This window comes from Streptomyces sp. NPDC057654, assembly GCF_042800135.1.
Classification (GTDB): domain Bacteria; phylum Actinomycetota; class Actinomycetes; order Streptomycetales; family Streptomycetaceae; genus Streptomyces.
This window is the reverse complement of record NZ_JBHVHQ010000057.1, coordinates 1-19,349: the sequence shown is the minus strand read 5'-3', so window position 1 is coordinate 19,349 and position 19,349 is coordinate 1. Positions and strand designations below refer to the sequence as shown.

The 19,349-nt window shown below is 72.0% G+C and carries 18 protein-coding genes; 8 read left to right on the top strand and 10 right to left on the bottom strand.

Annotation, left to right across the window (positions count from 1 at the left end; genetic code table 11):
* Nucleotides 1-569: 569 nt before the first annotated feature.
* The 4 genes from ACFU99_RS07635 to ACFU99_RS07620 form a co-directional block, all read right to left on the bottom strand.
* Entirely contained in the window at nucleotides 570-1,352 is a 783-nt protein-coding gene (locus tag ACFU99_RS07635; protein WP_384387281.1) for a GntR family transcriptional regulator, read from the bottom strand.
* On the bottom strand, nucleotides 1,349-1,891 hold the full coding sequence (locus ACFU99_RS07630) for a GntR family transcriptional regulator (protein WP_384387278.1): 543 nt from the start codon (nucleotides 1,889-1,891) through the stop codon (nucleotides 1,349-1,351). The genes ACFU99_RS07635 and ACFU99_RS07630 overlap by 4 nt, the downstream gene beginning before the upstream one ends.
* Nucleotides 1,892-2,046: 155 nt before the next feature.
* The gene (locus ACFU99_RS07625) at nucleotides 2,047-2,394 is read right to left on the bottom strand and encodes a hypothetical protein (protein WP_384387275.1); all 348 of its coding nucleotides are present in this window, start codon (nucleotides 2,392-2,394) and stop codon (nucleotides 2,047-2,049) included.
* Complete coding sequence (locus ACFU99_RS07620) at nucleotides 2,387-2,887, bottom strand: ATP-binding protein (protein WP_384387272.1); 501 nt, start codon at nucleotides 2,885-2,887, stop codon at nucleotides 2,387-2,389. Before ACFU99_RS07620 ends, ACFU99_RS07625 begins: the two co-directional genes overlap by 8 nt.
* A gap of 268 nt (nucleotides 2,888-3,155) precedes the next feature.
* Between ACFU99_RS07620 and ACFU99_RS07615 the strand changes: the two genes are divergently transcribed.
* Nucleotides 3,156-4,028, top strand: a complete 873-nt coding sequence (locus ACFU99_RS07615; protein ID WP_384387270.1) for a helix-turn-helix transcriptional regulator — start codon at nucleotides 3,156-3,158, stop codon at nucleotides 4,026-4,028.
* A complete protein-coding gene (locus ACFU99_RS07610) occupies nucleotides 4,029-4,259 on the top strand; it encodes a DUF397 domain-containing protein (RefSeq protein WP_384387268.1) in 231 nt (76 codons plus the stop codon).
* 100 nt (nucleotides 4,260-4,359) lie between these two features.
* Here ACFU99_RS07610 and ACFU99_RS07605 read toward each other — a convergent pair whose 3' ends face one another.
* The 6 genes from ACFU99_RS07605 to iolC all read right to left on the bottom strand — a co-directional run bounded on the left by ACFU99_RS07605 (nucleotide 4,360) and on the right by iolC (nucleotide 12,258).
* Nucleotides 4,360-5,571, bottom strand: a complete 1,212-nt coding sequence (locus ACFU99_RS07605) for a GNAT family N-acetyltransferase (protein WP_384387283.1) — start codon at nucleotides 5,569-5,571, stop codon at nucleotides 4,360-4,362.
* A 269-nt stretch (nucleotides 5,572-5,840) separates the two neighbouring features.
* A complete protein-coding gene (locus ACFU99_RS07600; RefSeq protein ID WP_384387265.1) occupies nucleotides 5,841-7,334 on the bottom strand; it encodes a CoA-acylating methylmalonate-semialdehyde dehydrogenase in 1,494 nt (497 codons plus the stop codon).
* 28 nt (nucleotides 7,335-7,362) lie between these two features.
* Complete coding sequence (gene iolD, locus ACFU99_RS07595; protein WP_384387263.1) at nucleotides 7,363-9,252, bottom strand: 3D-(3,5/4)-trihydroxycyclohexane-1,2-dione acylhydrolase (decyclizing); 1,890 nt, start codon at nucleotides 9,250-9,252, stop codon at nucleotides 7,363-7,365.
* Entirely contained in the window at nucleotides 9,252-10,163 is a 912-nt protein-coding gene (gene iolB, locus ACFU99_RS07590) for a 5-deoxy-glucuronate isomerase (protein ID WP_384387260.1), read from the bottom strand. Before iolB ends, iolD begins: the two co-directional genes overlap by 1 nt.
* A 72-nt stretch (nucleotides 10,164-10,235) precedes the next feature.
* Nucleotides 10,236-11,123 (bottom strand): deoxyribose-phosphate aldolase, encoded by an 888-nt coding sequence (locus ACFU99_RS07585; protein WP_384387258.1) that lies wholly within the window; start codon nucleotides 11,121-11,123, stop codon nucleotides 10,236-10,238.
* A gap of 94 nt (nucleotides 11,124-11,217) precedes the next feature.
* The gene (iolC, locus tag ACFU99_RS07580; RefSeq protein WP_384387255.1) at nucleotides 11,218-12,258 is read right to left on the bottom strand and encodes a 5-dehydro-2-deoxygluconokinase; all 1,041 of its coding nucleotides are present in this window, start codon (nucleotides 12,256-12,258) and stop codon (nucleotides 11,218-11,220) included.
* 373 nt (nucleotides 12,259-12,631) lie between these two features.
* On the opposite strand from iolC, the gene ACFU99_RS07575 reads away from it, so the two are divergent.
* The 6 genes from ACFU99_RS07575 to ACFU99_RS07550 all read left to right on the top strand — a co-directional run bounded on the left by ACFU99_RS07575 (nucleotide 12,632) and on the right by ACFU99_RS07550 (nucleotide 19,041).
* Nucleotides 12,632-13,552: a sugar phosphate isomerase/epimerase family protein gene (locus ACFU99_RS07575; RefSeq protein WP_384387251.1), complete on the top strand. Its 921-nt coding sequence runs from the start codon at nucleotides 12,632-12,634 to the stop codon at nucleotides 13,550-13,552.
* Nucleotides 13,553-13,617: 65 nt separating this feature from the next.
* Nucleotides 13,618-14,637 (top strand): Gfo/Idh/MocA family protein, encoded by a 1,020-nt coding sequence (locus ACFU99_RS07570; RefSeq protein ID WP_384387249.1) that lies wholly within the window; start codon nucleotides 13,618-13,620, stop codon nucleotides 14,635-14,637.
* Nucleotides 14,638-14,690: 53 nt separating this feature from the next.
* Nucleotides 14,691-15,734, top strand: a complete 1,044-nt coding sequence (locus ACFU99_RS07565; protein WP_384387246.1) for a Gfo/Idh/MocA family oxidoreductase — start codon at nucleotides 14,691-14,693, stop codon at nucleotides 15,732-15,734.
* 239 nt (nucleotides 15,735-15,973) lie between these two features.
* Nucleotides 15,974-16,180 (top strand): helix-turn-helix transcriptional regulator, encoded by a 207-nt coding sequence (locus ACFU99_RS07560; RefSeq protein WP_384387244.1) that lies wholly within the window; start codon nucleotides 15,974-15,976, stop codon nucleotides 16,178-16,180.
* A 206-nt stretch (nucleotides 16,181-16,386) separates the two neighbouring features.
* Nucleotides 16,387-16,638, top strand: coding sequence for a heavy-metal-associated domain-containing protein (locus tag ACFU99_RS07555; protein ID WP_384387241.1), 252 nt, complete (start codon nucleotides 16,387-16,389; stop codon nucleotides 16,636-16,638).
* A gap of 102 nt (nucleotides 16,639-16,740) precedes the next feature.
* Nucleotides 16,741-19,041 carry a heavy metal translocating P-type ATPase gene (locus ACFU99_RS07550; RefSeq protein WP_384387239.1) on the top strand — a complete coding sequence of 767 codons (2,301 nt, stop codon included), beginning with the start codon at nucleotides 16,741-16,743 and terminating at the stop codon, nucleotides 19,039-19,041.
* The last annotated feature ends 308 nt before the right edge of the window (nucleotides 19,042-19,349 follow it).

Here is a 19,349-nt window from a genome sequence, read left to right as displayed (position 1 = left end):
CGTCACCACGTATCCGCGTGCACCTCGCGAACGGGCGGGCTGGGGCGCGTTCACTGCCTGCGGCAGCCGTTCTTTGCCGGGGTCAGGGCGGGATTCGCTGGCGCTGCGCCGCTGGTTGCTGCCGCGAAGTGGCCGTTGCCGGTTGGTCGGGTGCGGGTGCGTCTTGGGGCCTGCGGCCCACAGCAGCCGAAGGGAGAGGGCGCGCTGCGCTGCGCCCGGCGGGTGCTGGCCGTTCAGGGTGCGGTTTCCGCCCGTACAAGAACGGCCTACGGCTGGGGGAACTCCACTCTGACGGCAAGCGCGCCCGGTATGCCCGATGCGTGAGGTTCACTCTTCAACAGGGTGCAGTTACGGCCCGATTCCGCGTCCCATAAGGCGCTTTTGTCGGGTGGCAACTGCACCCTACCTACCGGTGGCCAGTCGCGGAGCGCAGCGGAGCCTCCAGCGGACACCACCACCGTCCCACTCGTCACTACAGGCGCTGTGGACCCGCAGGGTCCGAGACGAACCCGGCACCCACCCACGCCGAATACCGCCCCACCCACCAGCCGCCCGCGACACCAGGGCGGTCAATCCGCCGTGAACTCGTACTGAAGCTCGTAGAGGTGGCCGGCCATCACCATGACCGTGACTTCGATAGGCCGGTCGTCGTCGCTGTGGACGACGCGCAGGGTGCGCAGCACGGGCAGTCCGCCGGGAAGTTTGAGGGCGCGGTACTGCTCCTGGGTGGGAATCCGCGCGGAGACGCGGTCCACGCTCAGACGCGGTGGGAAGCCTAGTTCGGCGAGGAGCACCGGCGTGCCGCCCTTGATCCGGCGCTTCTCCGTGATGGCTGTTCCCCGGGCCAAGGCCAACGGATAGTAGGACCTGACCAGCGCGACCGGCTCATCGTCGATGGAGAGGAGCTGGTGCCGCAGCACGGCTGTCTCGCCGTCGGCGAGATTCAGAGCGTCCGCGACATCGGCGGGAGGCTGGATTTCCGTCACGTCCAGCAGCGTGCTGCGCGCCGTCCGCGCACCGCGCTTCGCGGCCTCGGTGAGCCAGCGGTAAGGCTCCCCCGCGTCCGCCGGAGCCATGTAGGAGGCGGGACGCATGGTCCGTTGCCGGTGTTCGCGAACGGTGACGGCCGCTCCGGCGCGTCCGACGACGAGTTGCTCGTCCTTCAGAAGCTGCAATGCCTTCTGGATGGTGGCGTTGGCGGCGTCGAACCTCGCCTTGAGCTGGGTCGTGGAGGGGAGTTTCGCTCCGGGAGGCAGGTCGCCGCACATGATCTCGTCCCGGAGATCGGAAGCGATCCGCTCGTGCAGCGAGCGCCGGTCGGTGAAGTCTGTGTCGGTGGTAGGCACTGTCATCCGATCCTGATCTCGTAGCGCAGCAGTTGCCGGTGGGCCGGCATCACCATCAAGTCGGCCTGGATCGGCCGGTCGTCACCGTCCAGCGTGACCCTGCTCAGCCGGAGGACCGGCTCGTCCCGGGCCAGGCCGAGGGCTTCGCGCTCATCCGCGGTGGGCATGCGCGCGGTGACGTCTTCCCGGACTCGTACGCCGACGTGCCCGAGCTCGGCGAGGAGGGTCACGGCCCCGCCGGGGATCTTGCCCTTCCCGGCGAGCCGCGTACCGCGAGCGATGCTCACCGGATAGTGGGTGTCGGTCAGCTCGCAGGGCTCTCCGTCGAGTTGGATGACGCGACGGCGCACGACGACCGCGTCCCCGACAGCGATACCGAGGAGGCCGGCCACCTCCTCCGACGCCGACACCTCGCCGGCGTGCGTGATGCTCTGACCGCCCTTGCCCCCTCGGGCGGCGGCCTCCTCGCCCCAGGCATCGGACTGCCCCTTCTGTCGCGGCGTCAGGTACGGCATCGAGGTGCTGACCCATGTGCTGTCACTCACGGCGTCCTCCTGCGTGGCTGACCGGCTTCGCCACCGTCGCCGCTGCCTGGCTCGACTACACATCAACCGGTGAGGAGATATCTGCGCCCACTGCGTACGACCATATCCGCGAGGCCGTCGGCTGAGCACCCAGGCAGGGCAGACCGGCTGCGGGGTCAACCCGTACGCGGCTGCGGCGGCATGGGCCCGCGGCGCAGGATCTGGCTGACCGGGGTGGTGCCGGTCGGGTCGGACAGCGCCTTGACGGCTGCCTCCAGTCGCTGCGGGTCGGCGCCGAGGTGCTGCACAGCAGCCGAGGCGAGGGTCTGGGCGAGGCTGTGCTGGAGGAAGGCTTCATGCCGGTGGATGGCCACCTCGGCGGCCAGCGCCTCCAGCGAAGGGAGCGCCTTGCGCCGCATCGTCTGCCGCGGCGGGACGCCGAAGGTCTTCCACACCACGACTTCGCGGTTGGCGGGGTCGAACTCGACGCGGAACGGCAGCATCCCCGGTTGAGGGTCAGACACAGCTTCTCCCTTCGTAGGGCAAGCAGCAACGGACCTGTTTGCCGAACGGGGTGGGCTCCACCGTCCAGCCGGGCGCCAGCGCGTCCAGAATCCACAGGCCCCGGCCGGAGTCGAATTGGTCGTTGTCCGGCGCCGCTTTCCGCCGGTTGGGGGCAGCGGCCCGCTCGGGGTCATGAACCTCCACCAGGACCTGCTCCGGGGGTCCGGCCAACTGAACCACTACCGGTGTCCACGGACCGCACAGACGCACCGCGTTGCCGACCAGTTCGCTGGCCACCAGCCGGGCCGCGTCCGCGACCTCTTCGTCTACCCCAGCCCCGCACACCTCCTTGAACACCTGGACTCGCATCTCGCGCAGGTGCTCGGCGCTGGCGCTCATATGCAGGACAAATCCGTCGGGCCGTATGGCCAGGTAGAACCCGCAGATGGCCAGTTCCGGCGGGAACTTGGGCAGTGGATCGGACGGTCCAGGCAGGACCTGTGCGTCATGCATCTCGTGTGCTCCCCAGTGACGTGAGCGGGCCACCGCTCCGGGGTTGCTCCGGTGGGCCTCGCAGCATTCAGGTCGGCACGTCGTCCGTCCGAGGCGGGCCCCGGCAGTCGGCGCACGGCAGCGGCACATGCCACTACGAGCGATGGTTCGGTCACAGACCGTCGCCTTGTCGTCAGCATGCCCCCTGTCGATCCGAATGGGCAACATGCCCAGTCGGAATTCCCCAGATTGGTTGCCCTTCGCGCCCGCCAGGGGACACACTGTCACCATGGCCTGGAAGAGGAATCCCGCCCCCAAGTCCGTCTACCGCCGCCAACTCTCCGCCCAACTAAAGGAATTGCACGACCAGTCCGGCAGAACGCTGGCCGAAGTCGGGCAGGTCATCGAGGTCAACCAGGGTTCGCTCAGCCGGATCATGAACGGTGATCGCGGCACCTCCCCGGTCCTGGTGAAGGCCATACTCGACTGCTACGGCGTCACCGATCCCGCTGCCCGGGAAGACATCCTGGACCTGGTCCGCGCAGATCAAGCGCAGCGCCAGAAGTGGTGGCACAAGTACTCCGCGGTCATCAACACCACCCAGTACGGCGGCTATCTGGAGCTGGAGCAAAGTTCGACCACGCTGCGCAGCTACGAACCGCAGCTGATCCCCGGGCTGCTACAGACGCCCGAGTACGCCCGCCAGGTCATCACCTCGATGCGCGTGGACCTGAACGCCAAGCAGGTCGAGACCCTGGTCGACGTGCGGATGAAGCGTCAGGCCCTGCTGGCCCGCGAGGACGCCCCGAAGCTGTGGGCGGTCATCGACGAGGCCGCCCTGCGACGCATCAGTGGTGCACCGGCCGTCCTCAAGGGCCAGGTCGAGCATCTGCTGGACTTCGAGCCCCGGACCAACATCACACTGCAACTCCTACCGTTCGACGCCGGGTTCCACCCCGGCTTGTACGGCTCCTTCATGCTGATGGGTTTCCCCGAGCCCAACCCGGACGTGGTGTGGGTGGAGAATCTGACCAACTCGGTGTACTTCGAGGGATCAGAGGATGTGGGGCGCTACACCGAGGTCTTCGACCATCTGCGAGCCACCGCCCTCGGCCCACCTGAGACCCGCAGCCGTATCAAGAACATGATCAAGGAGCTGTAAGTGAGCAATACCAAGCCCGACCCCGCCGAGCTGGACTTCTCCGACGTCATCTGGGAAAAGAGCCCGTTCAGCGGGGGCAACGACAACTGCGTGGAGTTCGGCGTGATAGGTCACCTGGTCGCCATACGGGACTCCAAGCGGCCCGAGCAGACCCCGCTGGTCTTCGACCGCGGCGAGATGGCGGCGATGATCGCCGGTGCGAAGGACGGGACCTTCGATCACCTGGCGTAGCACCGGCACCGGCTGTTCAGGTGGCCGGAGACAACGAAGACGGCGGCCAGCCCCAAGCGCGGTGGGGCCGGCCTCCCGTGGGCCGTTCGTCGAGCCCGGGTCAGAACTCGTCCGTCGTGAACGGCAGATATTCCGTGTGCAGTGCGTCGTCCAGGACGCGGGCCGCGCCCGGTGTGTGTTCCGTGATGAGGCCCGCCCGCAGCAGATGGACCAGGCGGGCGCCGCCCAGGTAGCAGGCCGACAGCTCGCGGACGTCCAGGGAGAGGTCGGCCGGATCGGTGACCCGCTCGTACGTGCAGGTCTTGGCGTCCGTCGTCAGGCGGAAGCGGCCCTCGTTGGCGGGGAGCGCCGCGTCGCGCAGGTCGAGTACGAGGTCGACGGGGGCCGCCCAGGAGCGGGCGGTCAGGGCGGTGGTCACGTCCACGAGGCGGACCCACAGGGCCGGGGCCTCGCGGACGACGCGGACCTGGTCGCGGTCGCCGGCGATCAGGGGCAGGACGTCGTCGGCGGGGCGGGCCCAGGCCCGTACCTTCGCGGTCAGGTCGATGTCGGCGAGGTACTTCCACAGGGCCGCCGCGACCGCCGGCGTCTCCGCCTCCAGCTCGATGAGTTCGACGGCGTCGGGCGCGTCGCCTCCGGTGTCGCGGACGCGGTAGATCGCATAGCCCGCGGGCTGGTCCCCGCCCAGCACGACGACCCGCGGCGGGCCGAGGTCGTCCTCGTCCTCGGCCTTCTCGGGCAGGACGGACTCGCTCCACCAGTACACGTCGCGGGCGAAGCGGCCCGCGCGCTCGCCGCGGGTCGCCTCGTAGAGGGGGCCGATGACGGCGGGCGCGTCGGCGGCGGGTACGAGCCGCAGCGGGCGCGGGTCCGGGGTGACGCGGAGGTCGAGCGGGCGGGACGAGTCGATCTCCACGGTCTGGAGCTGGGTGCCGGGGCCGAAGCCGAAGCGGCCGTAGATCGCGGCCTCGGATGCCCACAGCACGGCGAGCGGCTGACCGGCCGCTGCGCACCGTCGCCACAGTTCGTCGAGCATGCCGGTGAGCACTCCGCGCCGCCGGTGGGTCGGCGCGACGGATACGAAGGTCACTCCGGAGCACGGCAGTTGGCCGCCGGGTATGGACAGTTGGAGGGGGACGGCCGCGAGCAGCCCCACGAGAGGCTCGCCGTCGTACGCGCCGACGCGTTCGCAGCGCCGGAGGAAGGTGCGGTGGCCGGCGCGCTCGTCCTCGTCGTAGGTGTCGTGGAAGACCAGCCCGGCGTGGTCGATCGCGCGATCGATCCGGGCTTCGGGGATGTCGCCGAACCGCAGGGCCGCGCGGGCGCCGGACGGATCGGCGCTCGGACCGGCGTTCGGACTGGCGTTCGGACCGGCGGTTGGATTGGCGTTCGGACTGACGCTCGCATTGCCGTTCACAGGGCGCACAAGGCCGATCGTGCTAGGCGGCGACCGGGGGAGCAAGCCATTTTCGTCGGCGCGCGGGCGTGCGGACCGGGGCGAACCGGAGCGCGGGACGGGGTGAGGCCCCCGTCGGCGACGTCCGACAGGGGCCTCGTACCGGGCGCGGGTGGTCGCCCGGGTCAGTGGTTGCTGGGGAAGCCCAGGTTGATGCCTCCGTCGGAGGGGTCCGGCCAGCGGGTGGTGACGACCTTGCCGCGGGTGTAGAAGTGCACGCCGTCGTTGCCGTAGATGTGGTGGTCGCCGAAGAGCGACTCCTTCCATCCGCCGAAGGAGTGGTAGCCCACCGGCACCGGGATCGGCACGTTGACGCCGACCATGCCCGCCTCGACCTCCAGCTGGAAGCGGCGGGCCGCGCCGCCGTCGCGGGTGAAGATGGCGGTGCCGTTGCCCCAGCGCGAGGAGTTGATCAGCTCGATGGCCTCCTCATACGTCTCCGCGCGGACCACGCACAGCACCGGGCCGAAGATCTCGTCGCGGTAGGCGTCCATGTCCGCGGTGACCTTGTCGAGCAGGGAGATGCCGATCCAGTGGCCGTCCTCGTAGCCCTCGACCGTGAAGCCGGTGCCGTCGAGGACGACCTCGGCGCCCTGGGCGGCGGCGCCCGTGACGTAGGAGGCGACCTTGTCGCGGTGGGCCTTGGTGATCAGCGGGCCCATCTCGGAGGCGGGGTCGTCGCCGGGGCCGATGGTCAGCCCGGCGGCGCGCGCGGTGATCTTCTCGATCAGCGGGTCGCCGGTTTCGCCGACGGCGACGACCACGGAGACGGCCATGCAGCGCTCGCCGGCCGAACCGTAGGCGGCGTTGATCGCGGCGTCCGCGGCCAGTTCGAGGTCGGCGTCGGGGAGGACCAGCATGTGGTTCTTCGCACCGCCGAGCGCCTGGACGCGCTTGCCGTTGGCGGTGGCCGTGGTGTGGATGTGGCGGGCGATGGGGGTGGAGCCGACGAAGCTGACGGCCGCGATGTCGGGGTGCTCCAGCAGCCGGTCGACGGCGACCTTGTCGCCGTTGACGATGTTCAGGACGCCGTCCGGCAGCCCGGCCTCGGCGGCCAGCGCGCCGAGCTTGTACGCGGCGGACGGCACCTTCTCGCTGGGCTTCAGCACGAAGGTGTTGCCGCAGGCGATGGCGATGGGGAACATCCACATCGGCACCATGGACGGGAAGTTGAACGGCGTGATGCCCGCGACGACGCCCAGCGACTGGCGGATGGCCGCGACGTCCACGCGCGTGGAGACCTGCGTGGACAGCTCGCCCTTGAGCTGGAGCGGCAGCGCGCAGGCCAGCTCGATGACCTCCAGGCCGCGGGCGACCTCGCCGAGCGCGTCCGCGTGCACCTTGCCGTGCTCGGCGGTGATCAGCTCGGCGATCTCGTCCCGGTGGGCGGCGACCAGCTCGCGGAACTTGAAGAGGATCGCGGTGCGCGTGGCGAGCGAGCTGGTGCCCCAGGTGCGGTACGCGTCCTTGGCCGCCGCGACGGCGGCGTCGACCTCCTCGACGGAGGCGAGCGCGACCTGGGTGCCCTGCGCGCCGGTCGCCGGGTTGTAGACCGGGCCGTAGTTGCCGGACACGCCCTCGACGGGCTTGCCCCCGATCCAGTGGTTGACGGTCTTCATGGCGCTGAACCTTTCCTACGGGGGCGGATCACAACGGACGGCGGCGGGCGGCTGCCCGCCGGTCGTACTCCTCGCGGGCCTGCACTGCGGCCGGTCGGGTCGCGGTCTCGGCAACGGGCACATCCCACCACGCCTGCGCTGCGGGCGCGCCCGGCACAGTGTCGGCTGTTTCGGTCTCCACATAGACACAAGTGGGGTGTTTCGCGGCGCGCGCGACCATAAGCGCGTCGCGCAGTTCGCCGACGGCGCCGACGCGGATGACGTCCATGCCGAGCGAGGCCGCGTTGGCGGCCAGGTCGACGGGGAGCGGCGCCCCGGTGTACGTGCCGTCGGCGGCCCGGAAGCGGTAGGCGGTGCCGAAGCGCTCGCCGCCGACGCTCTCGGAGAGGCCGCCGATGGAGGCGTAGCCGTGGTTCTGGACCAGCAGCACCTTGATGGCGATGCCCTCCTGCACGGCCGTGACGATCTCGGTGGGCATCATCAGATACGTGCCGTCGCCGACCAGCGCCCACACGGGCCGCTCGGGGGCGGCGAGGCGGACGCCGATGGCGGCCGGGATCTCGTACCCCATGCAGGAGTAGCCGTATTCGAGGTGGTACTGGCGGCGCGAACGGGCGCGCCACAGTTTGTGGAGGTCGCCGGGGAGCGAGCCCGCGGCGTTGACGACGATGTCCTCGTCCCCGACGACGGCGTCGAGTGCGCCGATGACCTGGCTCTGGGAGGGCCGGGCGGCTGGGTCGGGGGCGGCGAAGGCGCGGTCGACGAGCGCCTCCCAGCGCGCCTTGCCCGCCGCGTACTCGGCCTCGTACGCACCGGAAACCCGGTGTCCGGCGAGCGCCGCCGTCAGCGCGTCCAAGGCGGTCCGCGCGTCGGCGACCACCGAGTGGGCGGCGAGCTTATGGGCGTCGAAGGAGGCGATGTTGAGGTTGGCGAAGCGGACGCCGGGGACGGCGAAGAGCGTCGAGGAGGCGGTGGTGAAGTCCGTGTAGCGGGTGCCGACGCCGATCACCAGGTCGGCGGTGCGGGCGAGTTCGTCGGCGACGGCCGTACCGGTGTGGCCGATGCCGCCGACGTCCGCCGGGTGGTCGTGGCGCAGCGAGCCCTTGCCCGCCTGGGTGGAGGCGACGGGGATGCCGGTGGCGTCGGCGAGGGCGCGCAGCGCGTCCTCGGCCTCGCTGTGGTGGACGCCGCCGCCCGCGACGATCAGGGGGCGTTCGGCGGCCCGTACCAGGCGCGCGGCCTCGGCGAGCGCCCCCGCGTCGGGGGCGGGGCGCGGCACGTACCAGGTCCGGTCGGCGAAGAACTCCACGGGCCAGTCGTACGCCTCGGCCTGTACGTCCTGCGGCAGCGCGAGCGTGACCGCCCCGGTCTCGACGGGGTCGGCGAGCACCCGCATGGCCTGGAGCGCGGCGGGGATCAGCGCCTCCGGCCGGTGCACGCGGTCGAAGTAGCGGGATACGGGCCGCAGCGCGTCGTTGACCGACACGTCGCCCGCGCCGGGGACTTCGAGCTGCTGGAGCACGGGGTCGGCGGGGCGGGTGGCGAAGGCGTCGCCGGGGAGCAGGAGCACCGGGAGGCGGTTGACGGTCGCGAGCGCCGCGCCGGTCACGAGGTTGGTGGCGCCGGGGCCGATGGAGGTGGTGACGGCGTGCGCGGAGAGCCGGTCGCGCTGCCGGGCGTAGCCGACGGCGGCGTGCACCATGGCCTGTTCGTTGCGGCCCTGGAGGTAGGGCAGCGCGCCCTCGGACTCCAGGAGCGCCTGGCCGATGCCCGCTACGTTGCCGTGGCCGAAGATGCCCCAGCAGGCGCTGACGAGGCGGCGGCGGTTCCCGTCCCGCTCGGTGTGCTGGTGGGCGAGGAACTCCACGAGGGCCTGGGCGACGGTGCGGCGGCGGGTCACACCAGCGGTCGTAGGCATCAGGCGCCTCCGGACGGCGTGGTCGGCTCGGGCGGCGCGGCGTACAGCGGCAGTCGGGGGTCCATCGGCTGCTCGGGCCAGGTCTCGCGGAGCCAGGCGTGCTCGGGGTGGTCGCGGATCAGCCAGGCGCGCTCCTCGCCGGGCCCCGCCATGACGTTGAGGTAGTACAGGGTGTGGCCGGGGACCGCGATGGACGGGCCGTGCCAGCCGTCGGGGATGACGACCGTGTCCCGGCTCCTGACCTCCGCCAGCACATCGGTGGTACGGCCGGGGCCCGAGGGGGTCACGCGCTGATAGCCGACGCCCTGCGCGCCGTGCGCCTCGGCGATCTCGAAGTAGTAGATCTCCTCCAGTTGAGACTCCTCGCCGGGGCGGTGCTCGTCATGTTTGTGCGGCGGGTAGGAGGACCAGTTGCCGCCGGGGGTGAGCACCTCGACGGCGATGAGCCGGTCGCAGTCGAAGACGTCCGCCGCGCCGAAGTTGTTGACCTGGCGCGAGCAGTTGCCCGCGCCGCGCAGTTCGACGGGGACGCCGGACGCGGGCCCGTAGCGGAACGGCAGCCGCCGCTCGCAGCGCGCGCCGGTCAGCGCGAAGCGTCCGCCGCGCTCACTCGCGATCCGCGCCTCGGCGTCGCGCGGTACGTACGCGAAGTCGCTGACGCCGCTGAACACGTCGGCGCGGCCGTGCAGTTCGAAGGTCAGCGACTCGGCGGCGACGGTGCAGGCCCCGGCCAGCGGCAGCACGATCCATTCGCTGTCGCCGGCGGCGAAGGTGTGCGCGCCGCCGGGCGGGATGTCGAGGACGCGGAGGCTGGAATGGGTCCAGCCGGCCCGCTCCGGGCCGATGTCGAGGGTGTACGGGCCGTCGGCGGCGGTTCCCGCCGGGAGGTGGAAGGTGCGGGTGACGGTCATGCGATCAAGTCTCCTGCGAGGAGGCGGCGGGATACAGCGGGCGTCGATTCGTCGTGGACAAGGCTCGGGGGATCAGAGGAGGCCGACGGCGGTGTCCACGGCCGCCGTCACGTCCCCGTCCGCCGGGTACAGCAGCGAACGGCCGACGACCAGGCCCTGGACGGTGGGCAGCCGCAGCGCCTTGCGCCACTTCTCGTACGCCCCGGCCTGGCCCTCCGGCGACGAGCCGACCTCCCCGCCGAGCAGCACGACGGGCAGCGTGGAGGTCTCGCAGACCTGGGCCATGTCGTCGGGGTCGCGGGTGACGGGGAGTTTGAGCCAGGTGTACGCGGAGGTGCCGCCGAGCCCGGCGGCGATGGCCACGGACGTGGTGACGGCCTCCGCGCCGAGGTCGTTCCTGACCCGGCCGTCGACGCGGCGGGAGATGAACGGCTCGACGAAGACCGGCAGCCGCAGGGCCGCCATCGCGTCGATGACGCGGGCGGTGGTCTCCAAGGTGGAGAGCGAACCGGGGTCGTCGTAGTCGATGCGCAACAGGAGTTTTCCGGCGTCGAAGCGGAGCCGGGCGAGGTCCTCGGGGCGGTGGCCGGTGAACCGGTCGTCCATCTCGAAGGCGGCGCCCGCGAGCCCGCCGCGGTTCATGGAGCCCATGGCGACCTTGCCGTCGAGCGCCCCGAGGAGGAGCAGGTCCTCCAGGATGTCGGCGGTGGCGAGCACCCCGTCGACGCCGGGCCGGGACAGCGCCAGGCACATGCGTTCCAGCAGGTCGACGCGGTTCGCCATGGCGAGCTTGCGGTCGCCGACGGCGAGGGCGCCGCGCGCCGGGTGGTCGGCGGCGATGATCATCAGCCGGCCGGTGCCGCCGACGAGGGGGCGGCGGGGGCGCTCGGCGGCGGCCTCGGCGATGGCCTCGGGATGGCGCGCCCGCGTCGCCGCGATATCGGAGATGCGAGTGGTCAAGGGGTGTTCTCACTTCCTTGTGGCGGTGCGGGGCGCGTGGGCGGGTTTCGCTGTACGGGCGTGAGCGCCGGAGTACGTACGGACTCGGGGCCGTTCAGCGCTCCGCGAGGAACGCCTCGACCTCCGCGGCGGTCGGCATCGCCGAGGAACAGGCCAGCCGCGAGGCGACGATGGCCCCGGCGGCGTTGGCGTAACGCATCGCCGGCGCCAGCTCCCAGCCGCTGAGCAGCCCGTGGCAGAGGGACCCGCCGAACGAGTCCCCCGCGCCGAGGCCGTTGACGACGTCGACGGGGGTGGGCGGCACCTCGGCGACGCGCCCGTCACGGTGGACGGCGAGCACGCCCTTGGGCCCCTGCTTGATGACGGCGAGCTCGACGCCGGTCTCCAGCAGGGCGCGGGCGCAGTCCCACGGTTCCCGTACGCCGGTTGCGACTTCGGCCTCGTCGAGGTTGCCGACCGCGACGGTGGCGTGGGCGAGCGCCGCCTCGTAATAGGGGCGTGCGGCGGCGCGCGCGGCGGGGCCGTTCGCGCCCGCCCCGCGCTCGTCACCCCAGAACATGGGGCGCCAGTCGAGGTCGAAGACGGTGTGCCGGCCGGGCGCGGCGACACTGCCCTTGAGAGCGGCACTGCCCTTACGAGCGGCACTGTCCTTACGAGCTGCGCGGGCCTCCAGGGCGGCGAGGGTGGCGGAGCGGCTGGGCTCCTCGCACAGCCCGGTGCCGGTCATCCAGAAGACGCGGGCGTCGCGAACGGCGTCCAGGTCCAGTTCCTCCGGGCGGATGTCCAGGTCGGGGGCCTTGGGGAGGCGGTAGAAGTACAGCGGGAAGTCGTCGGGCGGGAAGATCTCGCAGAACGTGACGGGGGTGGGGTGGCGGTCAACGGGGGTGACCCACCGGTCGTCCACGCCGAAGTCGCGCAGCGCCTGATGGACGTAGTCGCCGAAGGGGTCCGCGCCGGTACGGCTGATGACGGCGGAGCGACGGCCGAGGCGGGCGGCGGCGACGGCGACGTTGGTGGCGGAGCCGCCGAGGAACTTGCCGAAGGTCTCCACCCGCGACAGCGGCACGCCGGTCTGGAGCGGATAGATGTCGACCCCGATGCGGCCCATCGTGATCAGGTCGTACGGCTCGGTCATAGGTACCCCTTCGCGTTCCCGGCTCTGCGGCTCCGTCGCGGGCTCTCGGCGCGGCCTGTCCGCCTATCGGTGTCCCGGTGTCTCAGCGCCCCGCCTGGCACAGGTCTAACCGCGGATTCACACCCTGTCAACGCTTTGTCCTTACATACTTACGTTCCGCGCGAGACCCTGGGGAACGCTCTCGCATGCCACTTCACGCGCCACTTCACGCACCGCCTCACACGCCGCCTCACACACCACCCTCGGATGACAAAGTCCTTAAGTCCGTATGTCAGGACGAAGTCTTGACAGTCGCCGGACCGCCGTAGAGGCTGACCGGCGACCCGCCTATGCCTTCCCGGTCACCGCCGACCGGTGAAAGGAGAGCCGCAGCATGTCCGCACCTCACCCCGAAGCAGCCGTCCTGGACCGGATTCGGGTCGGTTCGGCCCCCGACTCGTGGGGGGTCTGGTTCCCCGACGACGCGCGGCAAGTCCCCTGGCAGCGCTTCCTGGACGAGGTCGCCGGGGCCGGTTACGAGTGGATCGAGCTGGGCCCGTACGGCTATCTGCCCAGCGAGGCGGACCGGCTCCGCGAGGAGACCGGGCGGCGCGGGCTGCGGGTCTCGGCCGGCACGGTCTTCACCGCGCTGCACCGCGGCCCGGCCACCTGGGACGCGACCTGGGCGCACGTGGCGAAGGTCGCCGGCCTGACGCGCGCGATGGGCGCGCGGCACCTCGTCGTCATCCCCTCCTTCTGGCGCGACGACAAGACCGCCGAGATCGTCGAGGACCGCGAACTCACCGCCGAGCAGTGGCGGCACCTCGCGAGCGGCATGGAGCGGCTGGGCCGCGAGGTGCGCGACCGCTACGGGCTCGACATCGTCGTCCACCCGCACGCCGACACCCATATCGACTCCGAGGCGCACGTGGAACGGTTCCTCGACGCCACCGACCCCGACCTGGTGAACCTCTGCCTGGACACCGGCCACTACGCCTACTGCGGCGGCGACAGCGTCAAGCTCATCGAGACCTACGGGGAGCGGATCGGCTATCTCCACCTCAAGCAGGTGGCCCCGGACATCCTCGCCGACGTCGTGCGGAACGGGACGCCGTTCGGCCCGGCCGTCGCGCAGGGCGTGATGTGCGAACCGCCCCGCGGCGAGCCCGCGCTGGAGCCCGTACTGGCGGCGGCGCAGCGCCTCGGCGTCGACCTGTTCGCCATCGTCGAGCAGGACATGTACCCGTGCGCGCCGGACGCGCCGCTCCCGATCGCCGAACGCACCAGGCGCTTCCTGCGCTCCTGCGGGGCGTGACCGTCAGGTCAGGGGCAACTGCCGTTCGCACCGCACGACCCGCACGACACCGACCGAAGGAAGACATGACTCTGCTGGGAACGCTCGGCGTAGCCGTCATCGGCGCCGGCCGGATGGGCGCCGACCATGTGCGCCGCATCAACGACGTCATCAGCGGCGCGCGCGTCGCGGCCGTCGTCGACATCGACCGGGCGCGGGCCGAGGCCGCGGCGTACGGCATCGAGGGCTGCGCGGTCCTCGCCGACCCGGCCACCGCCATGGCCGCCCCGGACGTCGACGCCGTCCTCGTCGCCTCCCCCGGCCCGGCCCACGAGGCGGCGCTGCTGGCCGCGTTCGAGCGCGACCTGCCCGTACTGTGCGAGAAGCCGCTCACCCCCGACCCGGCCTCCGCGCTGCGCGTCCTGGCGGCGGAACAGCGGCTCGGCCATCGGCGCGTACAGGTCGGCTTCATGCGCCGCTACGACGCCGACTATCTGAAGCTCAAGCGGCTCGTCGACGAACGCGCCTTCGGCCGCACCCTGATGCTGCACAACAAGCACCGCAACGTCGGCACCCCGCCCGGCTTCACCGACGCGATGATGATCCACGACTCGGCGGTGCACGAGATCGACGTCACCCGCTGGCTGCTGGACGACGAGATCGCCGCCGTCCGCGTGCTGCGCCCGGCCGCCTCCGGCGCGGCCCCCGAGGGGCTCGGCGACCCCCAGCTCATCCTCTTCGAGACGGCGGCGGGCCGGGTCGTGGACACCGAACTGTTCGTCAACTGCGGCTTCGGCTACCAGGTGACGTGCGAGGCGGTCGGCGAGCGCGGCACCGCCCGGATCGGCGACGAGCACGGCGTGTTCACCAACGCCGACGGCCGTTGGGGCACCGGCATCGCCCCCGGCTTCGTGGAGCGCTTCGAGGAGGCGTACGACCGGCAGGTGCAGCGCTGGGTGGACGCGACCCGGCGCGGTGCGGTCGAGGGCCCCAGCTGCTGGGACGGCTACGCGGCGGCGGCTGTCTGCGAGGCGGGCGTACGGGCCCAGGCGACCGGCGAGCGGGTGACGGTGGACCTCGTGGAACGCCCGAAGCTGTACCGCTGAGCCGTCGTCACCGACCCGCCCGCCCGCCCGCGACGATCGTCAGGAGCTCCCTCATGCGCATCGGTTTTCTCGGCGCGGGCCGGATCGGCTCGTTCCACGCCACGGCTCTCGCCGGTACGGACGGCGTCGACGAACTGCTGATCGGCGACGCGGACGCGGCCCGCGCGGCAGCTCTCGCGGACCGTATCGGCGCGCAGGCCCGTACCGGCAGACATGCGCGGGTACGGGCCGCCGAGTCCGTCGACGCGGTCTTCGCCGGGGGCGTGGACGCCGTGGTGATCGCCGCCGCGACCGCCGCGCACGCCGGTCTGATCGCACGGGCGGCCCGCGCCGGGCTGCCGGCCTACTGCGAGAAGCCCATCGCCCTCGACCTGCCGGGCACGCTCCGCGCGCTGCGCGAGGTCGAGGCGGCGGGCACCATGCTCCAGATGGGGTTCCAGCGCCGCTTCGACGCCGGGTACCGGGCGGCGCGCGAGGCGGTGCGGTCCGGGCGGCTCGGCCGTCTGCACACCGTACGGGCCGTCACCTCGGACGCCGCGCCGCCGCCCGCGGAGTTCCTGCCGCTGTCCGGCGGGCTGATCCGGGACTGCCTGGTGCACGACTTCGACGCCGTGCGCTGGCTGACGGGCCGTGAGGTGGCGGAGGTCTTCGCGCGCGGCTCGGCGAACGGCGCGGAGTTCTTCCGTACGGCGGGCGACGTGGACACGGCCGCGGCGCTGCTCACCCTGGACGACGGCACGCTCGTCACGGCGACCGCCACCCGCTACAACGGCGCGGGGTACGACGTGCGGATGGAACTGGCCGGCGAGCGCGGCCAGCTGGTGGTCGGGCTGGACGCCCGTACGCCCTTCGCCTCCGCCGAGCCGGGCGGCCCCGCCGCGCCCGTACGCCCCTGGGGCGGCTTCCTGGAACGGTTCGGGGACGCGTACCGGGCGGAGCTCGCGGCCTTCGTACGGGCGGCCGCCGGCGAGGCCCCGAACCCCTGCTCCGGCCGGGAGGCGCTGCACGCGCTGCTGGTCGCCGAGGCGTGCGAGCGCTCCCGGCTCACCGGGCGCCCGGTGGCCCTGGCGGAGATCGCCGCGGAGGCGGCTCTCTGAGATCCGTCTGAGGGGGCGAGCGAGCGTCGGCCGTCGGCGTCCGATTCGTCACAGCCGTCTCCACCTGGTCACAGCCGTCACGCATACGCGGGCTTTCCGTCACAGACCGCCAACAGGCCCCTCTCGCTCATTACTCAGCGTCGCTTAATGGGCACAGGCTGAGTGATCAAGAGCGGCCGCGCAGCAGCTCCCCCGACGGACCCCCCTCCGTGGCTGCGGCGCCGCGGAGAGGCGCGAAGATGACCGACCGGAGGCTTTGGTCCTATAAGGAGATCGCCGCCCACATCGGTGTGCAGACGGACACCGTGCGGTCCTACCGGAAGCATGGGCTGCTGCCGCCGCCCGACCAGGTGGAGGGCGGCAAGCCGTTCTGGTTCGCCGACACCGTCCGCGCCTGGGTGGCGCGCCGACCGGGCAACCGTTCCCGCCGCGACCCCAAGAAGTGACCGGCCCGTCCATAGCCCGCCCCACGCCTGCCCCCTGTCCACCCCGGCCCCGCGTCGCGCGCTCCCGCGCGGCGCGGGGCTTTCGCGCGCCCCCGCCGCCCTCTCGATCCCCTCCGTGCGGAATACCCCTAGGGGGTATATTGTTGATCCTGTCAGGAAGCGACGGGCGCGCCCGGAGTGACGCCCGAACGAGCTGAGGAGAGGCCATGACTACCGAAACGAACGCCAAAACGAACGCCGAGAACGCCACCACCGCCGTCTACAAGGTGACCGGCATGACCTGCGGCCACTGCGAGGGCGCGGTGCGCGAGGAGCTCTCCGCCCTCGACGGCGTCGCCTCCGTCGCGGCCGTCGCCGACACCGGCCTGGTCACCGTGGTCTCCGCCGCCCCGCTCGACGAGGAGGCCGTCCGCGCCGCCGTCGACGAGGCCGGCTACGAGCTCGTGGGCCGGGCCTGACCCGTACGCCCCGAGGAACCGAGGCACTCTCCCCCCGCCGGGCCGTACCGCTCAGCTGATACTGCCGCCGTACGGCCCGGCCCTCCTCCCAGGAGATCCTTCATGACCAGCACGGCCCCCGAAGCCACGGTGGAGCACAGCAACCGGGTCGAACTCTCGATCGGCGGCATGACCTGCGCGTCCTGCGCCGCGCGCGTCGAGAAGAAGCTCAACCGGATGGACGGCGTCGCCGCCACCGTCAACTTCGCCACCGAGAAGGCGCGCGTCGCCTACGCCGACGGCGTCGAGGTCGGCGACCTCGTCGCCACCGTGGAGAAGACGGGTTACAGCGCCGAGCCGAAGACAGAACCCGAGCCCGCCGCCGCCCCCGCGCCGGAGTCCGGCCGGCCCGCCGAGGAACAGTCCGGGGCCGGGAAGGACGACGAGGAGACGGCCGCGCTGCGGCAGCGGCTGCTCGTCTCGCTGACCCTGTCCGTGCCCGTCGTGCTGCTGGCGATGGTCCCCGCCCTCCAGTTCGACAACTGGCAGTGGCTCTCCCTGACGCTGGCGGCGCCCGTCGTGGTCTGGGGCGCGCTCCCCTTCCACCGCGCCGCCTGGACCAACGCCCGGCACGGCGCGGCCACCATGGACACCCTCGTCTCCATCGGCACCCTCGCGGCCCTCGGCCGGTCGCTGTGGGCGCTGTTCTTCGGCGACGCCGGGATGACCGGGATGCGGCACGGCTTCGACCTCACCGTCTCCCGTACGAGCGGTTCCTCGTCCATCTATCTGGAGGCCGCGGCCGGGGTGACCACCTTCATCCTCGTCGGCCGCTATCTGGAGGCGAAGTCCAAGCGGAAGGCGGGCGCGGCACTGCGTGCCCTGCTGGAGCTGGGCGCGCGGGACGTGGCCGTGCTGCGGAACGGGCGCGAGGAGCGCGTACCGGTCTCCCGCCTCGCGGTCGGCGACCGCTTCGTCGTACGGCCCGGCGAGACGATCGCCACCGACGGCACGGTCGTCGAGGGCGGGTCGGCGGTCGACGCGTCGATGCTGACGGGCGAGTCGGTGCCGGTGGACGTGGGCGTCGGCGACGCCGTGACCGGCGCGACCGTGAACACCTCGGGCCGGCTCGTCGTCGAGGCGACGCGCGTCGGCTCGGACACCCAGCTGGCGCGGATGGCGCGGCTGGTCGAGGACGCGCAGAACGGCAAGGCCCAGGTGCAGCGCCTCGCGGACCGCATCTCCGGCGTCTTCGTCCCGATCGTGCTGGTGATCGCGGCGGGCACGCTGGCCGGCTGGCTGCTGGCGACGGGCGACGCGACGGCCGCGTTCACGGCGGCCGTGGCGGTGCTGATCATCGCCTGCCCGTGCGCCCTGGGGCTCGCGACGCCGACCGCCCTGATGGTCGGTACGGGCCGGGGCGCGCAGCTGGGCATTCTCATCAAGGGCCCCGAGGTGCTGGAGTCCACGCGCCGGGTGGACACCGTGGTGCTGGACAAGACGGGCACGGTGACGACGGGCCGGATGGGGCTGCACGACGTGGTCGCCGCGCCGGGCGTGGCCGAGCGGGAGCTGCTGCGGCTGGCCGGGGCGCTGGAGCACGCCTCCGAGCACCCGATCGCCCGTGCCATCGCGGACGGCGCGATCGCGCAGGCGGGCCCGCTGCCCGTGCCGGAGAACTTCGAGAACGTGGCCGGGCTCGGCGTCCAGGGCGTGGTCGACGGGCACGCGGTGCTGGTGGGGCGCGAGAAGCTGCTGAGCGACTGGTCGATCGAGCTGCCGGCCGAGCTGGCCGCGGCGAAGGCGGCGGCCGAGGCCGAGGGGCGCACGGCGGTGGCGGTGGCCTGGGACGGCGCGGCTCGGGGTGTCCTCGCGGTGGCCGACACCGTGAAGGAGTCCAGCGCGGAGGCGATCACGCGACTGCGGGCGCTGGGGCTCACCCCGGTGCTGCTGACCGGCGACAACAGGGCGGTGGCCGAGTCGGTGGCCCGGGAGATCGGTCTGGACCGTCCGGAGGACAGGATCTTCGCGGAGGTGCTGCCGCAGGACAAGGTGGACGTCATCGAGCGGCTGCGGCGCGAGGGCCGTACGGTCGCGATGGTCGGCGACGGCGTCAACGACGCGGCGGCCCTGGCCACCGCCGACCTGGGGCTGGCCATGGGCACGGGGACGGACGCGGCGATCGAGGCGGGCGATCTGACGCTCGTACGCGGCGATCTGCGGGTGGCGGCGGACGCGATCCGGCTCTCCCGCCGGACCCTGGCCACCATCAAGGGCAACCTCTTCTGGGCCTTCGGCTACAACGTGGCGGCGCTGCCGCTCGCGGCGGCCGGGCTGCTCAATCCGATGATCGCGGGGGCCGCGATGGCCTTCTCCTCGGTCTTCGTGGTGACAAACAGCCTGAGGCTCCGTTCCTTCACCTAATCCACATAAGTGACACAACACCCACACCCGAGAGCCCTGATCTTCAGATCGGGGCTCTTGCCCTTTTACGTCCCTTATGGCAAGAGACGCAGATCACAGTGATCGGGGGGTAACCATTGGCGGGGGTCGCAGGTCTAACCAGGCAGTGCTGCATCGTCTTGGGGGACGATGCCGGCCACGCGTGGCCGGGGCGACGTGCCCGGGGAGCTTTGAGCGGCCCTCCCGTATGTACGCGTCCCGGCAGATCGCGTCAAGGCGTACGCCGGTGCGAACCGGCGTCCAGGCTCCCGGCCGGATCCCGTGGGGGG

Excerpts from the sequence above, each read along its gene's own strand:
- ACFU99_RS07635 (WP_384387281.1), bottom strand. The coding sequence starts at position 1,352 with ATGACAGTGCCTACCACCGACACAGACTTCACCGACCGGCGCTCGCTG.
- ACFU99_RS07620 (WP_384387272.1), bottom strand. The coding sequence starts at position 2,887 with ATGCATGACGCACAGGTCCTGCCTGGACCGTCCGATCCACTGCCCAAG.
- ACFU99_RS07615 (WP_384387270.1), top strand. The coding sequence starts at position 3,156 with ATGGCCTGGAAGAGGAATCCCGCCCCCAAGTCCGTCTACCGCCGCCAA.
- ACFU99_RS07600 (WP_384387265.1), bottom strand. The coding sequence starts at position 7,334 with ATGAAGACCGTCAACCACTGGATCGGGGGCAAGCCCGTCGAGGGCGTG.
- iolD (WP_384387263.1), bottom strand. The coding sequence starts at position 9,252 with ATGCCTACGACCGCTGGTGTGACCCGCCGCCGCACCGTCGCCCAGGCC.
- iolB (WP_384387260.1), bottom strand. The coding sequence starts at position 10,163 with ATGACCGTCACCCGCACCTTCCACCTCCCGGCGGGAACCGCCGCCGAC.
- iolC (WP_384387255.1), bottom strand. The coding sequence starts at position 12,258 with ATGACCGAGCCGTACGACCTGATCACGATGGGCCGCATCGGGGTCGAC.
- ACFU99_RS07575 (WP_384387251.1), top strand. The coding sequence starts at position 12,632 with ATGTCCGCACCTCACCCCGAAGCAGCCGTCCTGGACCGGATTCGGGTC.
- ACFU99_RS07570 (WP_384387249.1), top strand. The coding sequence starts at position 13,618 with ATGACTCTGCTGGGAACGCTCGGCGTAGCCGTCATCGGCGCCGGCCGG.
- ACFU99_RS07565 (WP_384387246.1), top strand. The coding sequence starts at position 14,691 with ATGCGCATCGGTTTTCTCGGCGCGGGCCGGATCGGCTCGTTCCACGCC.
- ACFU99_RS07560 (WP_384387244.1), top strand. The coding sequence starts at position 15,974 with ATGACCGACCGGAGGCTTTGGTCCTATAAGGAGATCGCCGCCCACATC.
- ACFU99_RS07555 (WP_384387241.1), top strand. The coding sequence starts at position 16,387 with ATGACTACCGAAACGAACGCCAAAACGAACGCCGAGAACGCCACCACC.
- ACFU99_RS07550 (WP_384387239.1), top strand. The coding sequence starts at position 16,741 with ATGACCAGCACGGCCCCCGAAGCCACGGTGGAGCACAGCAACCGGGTC.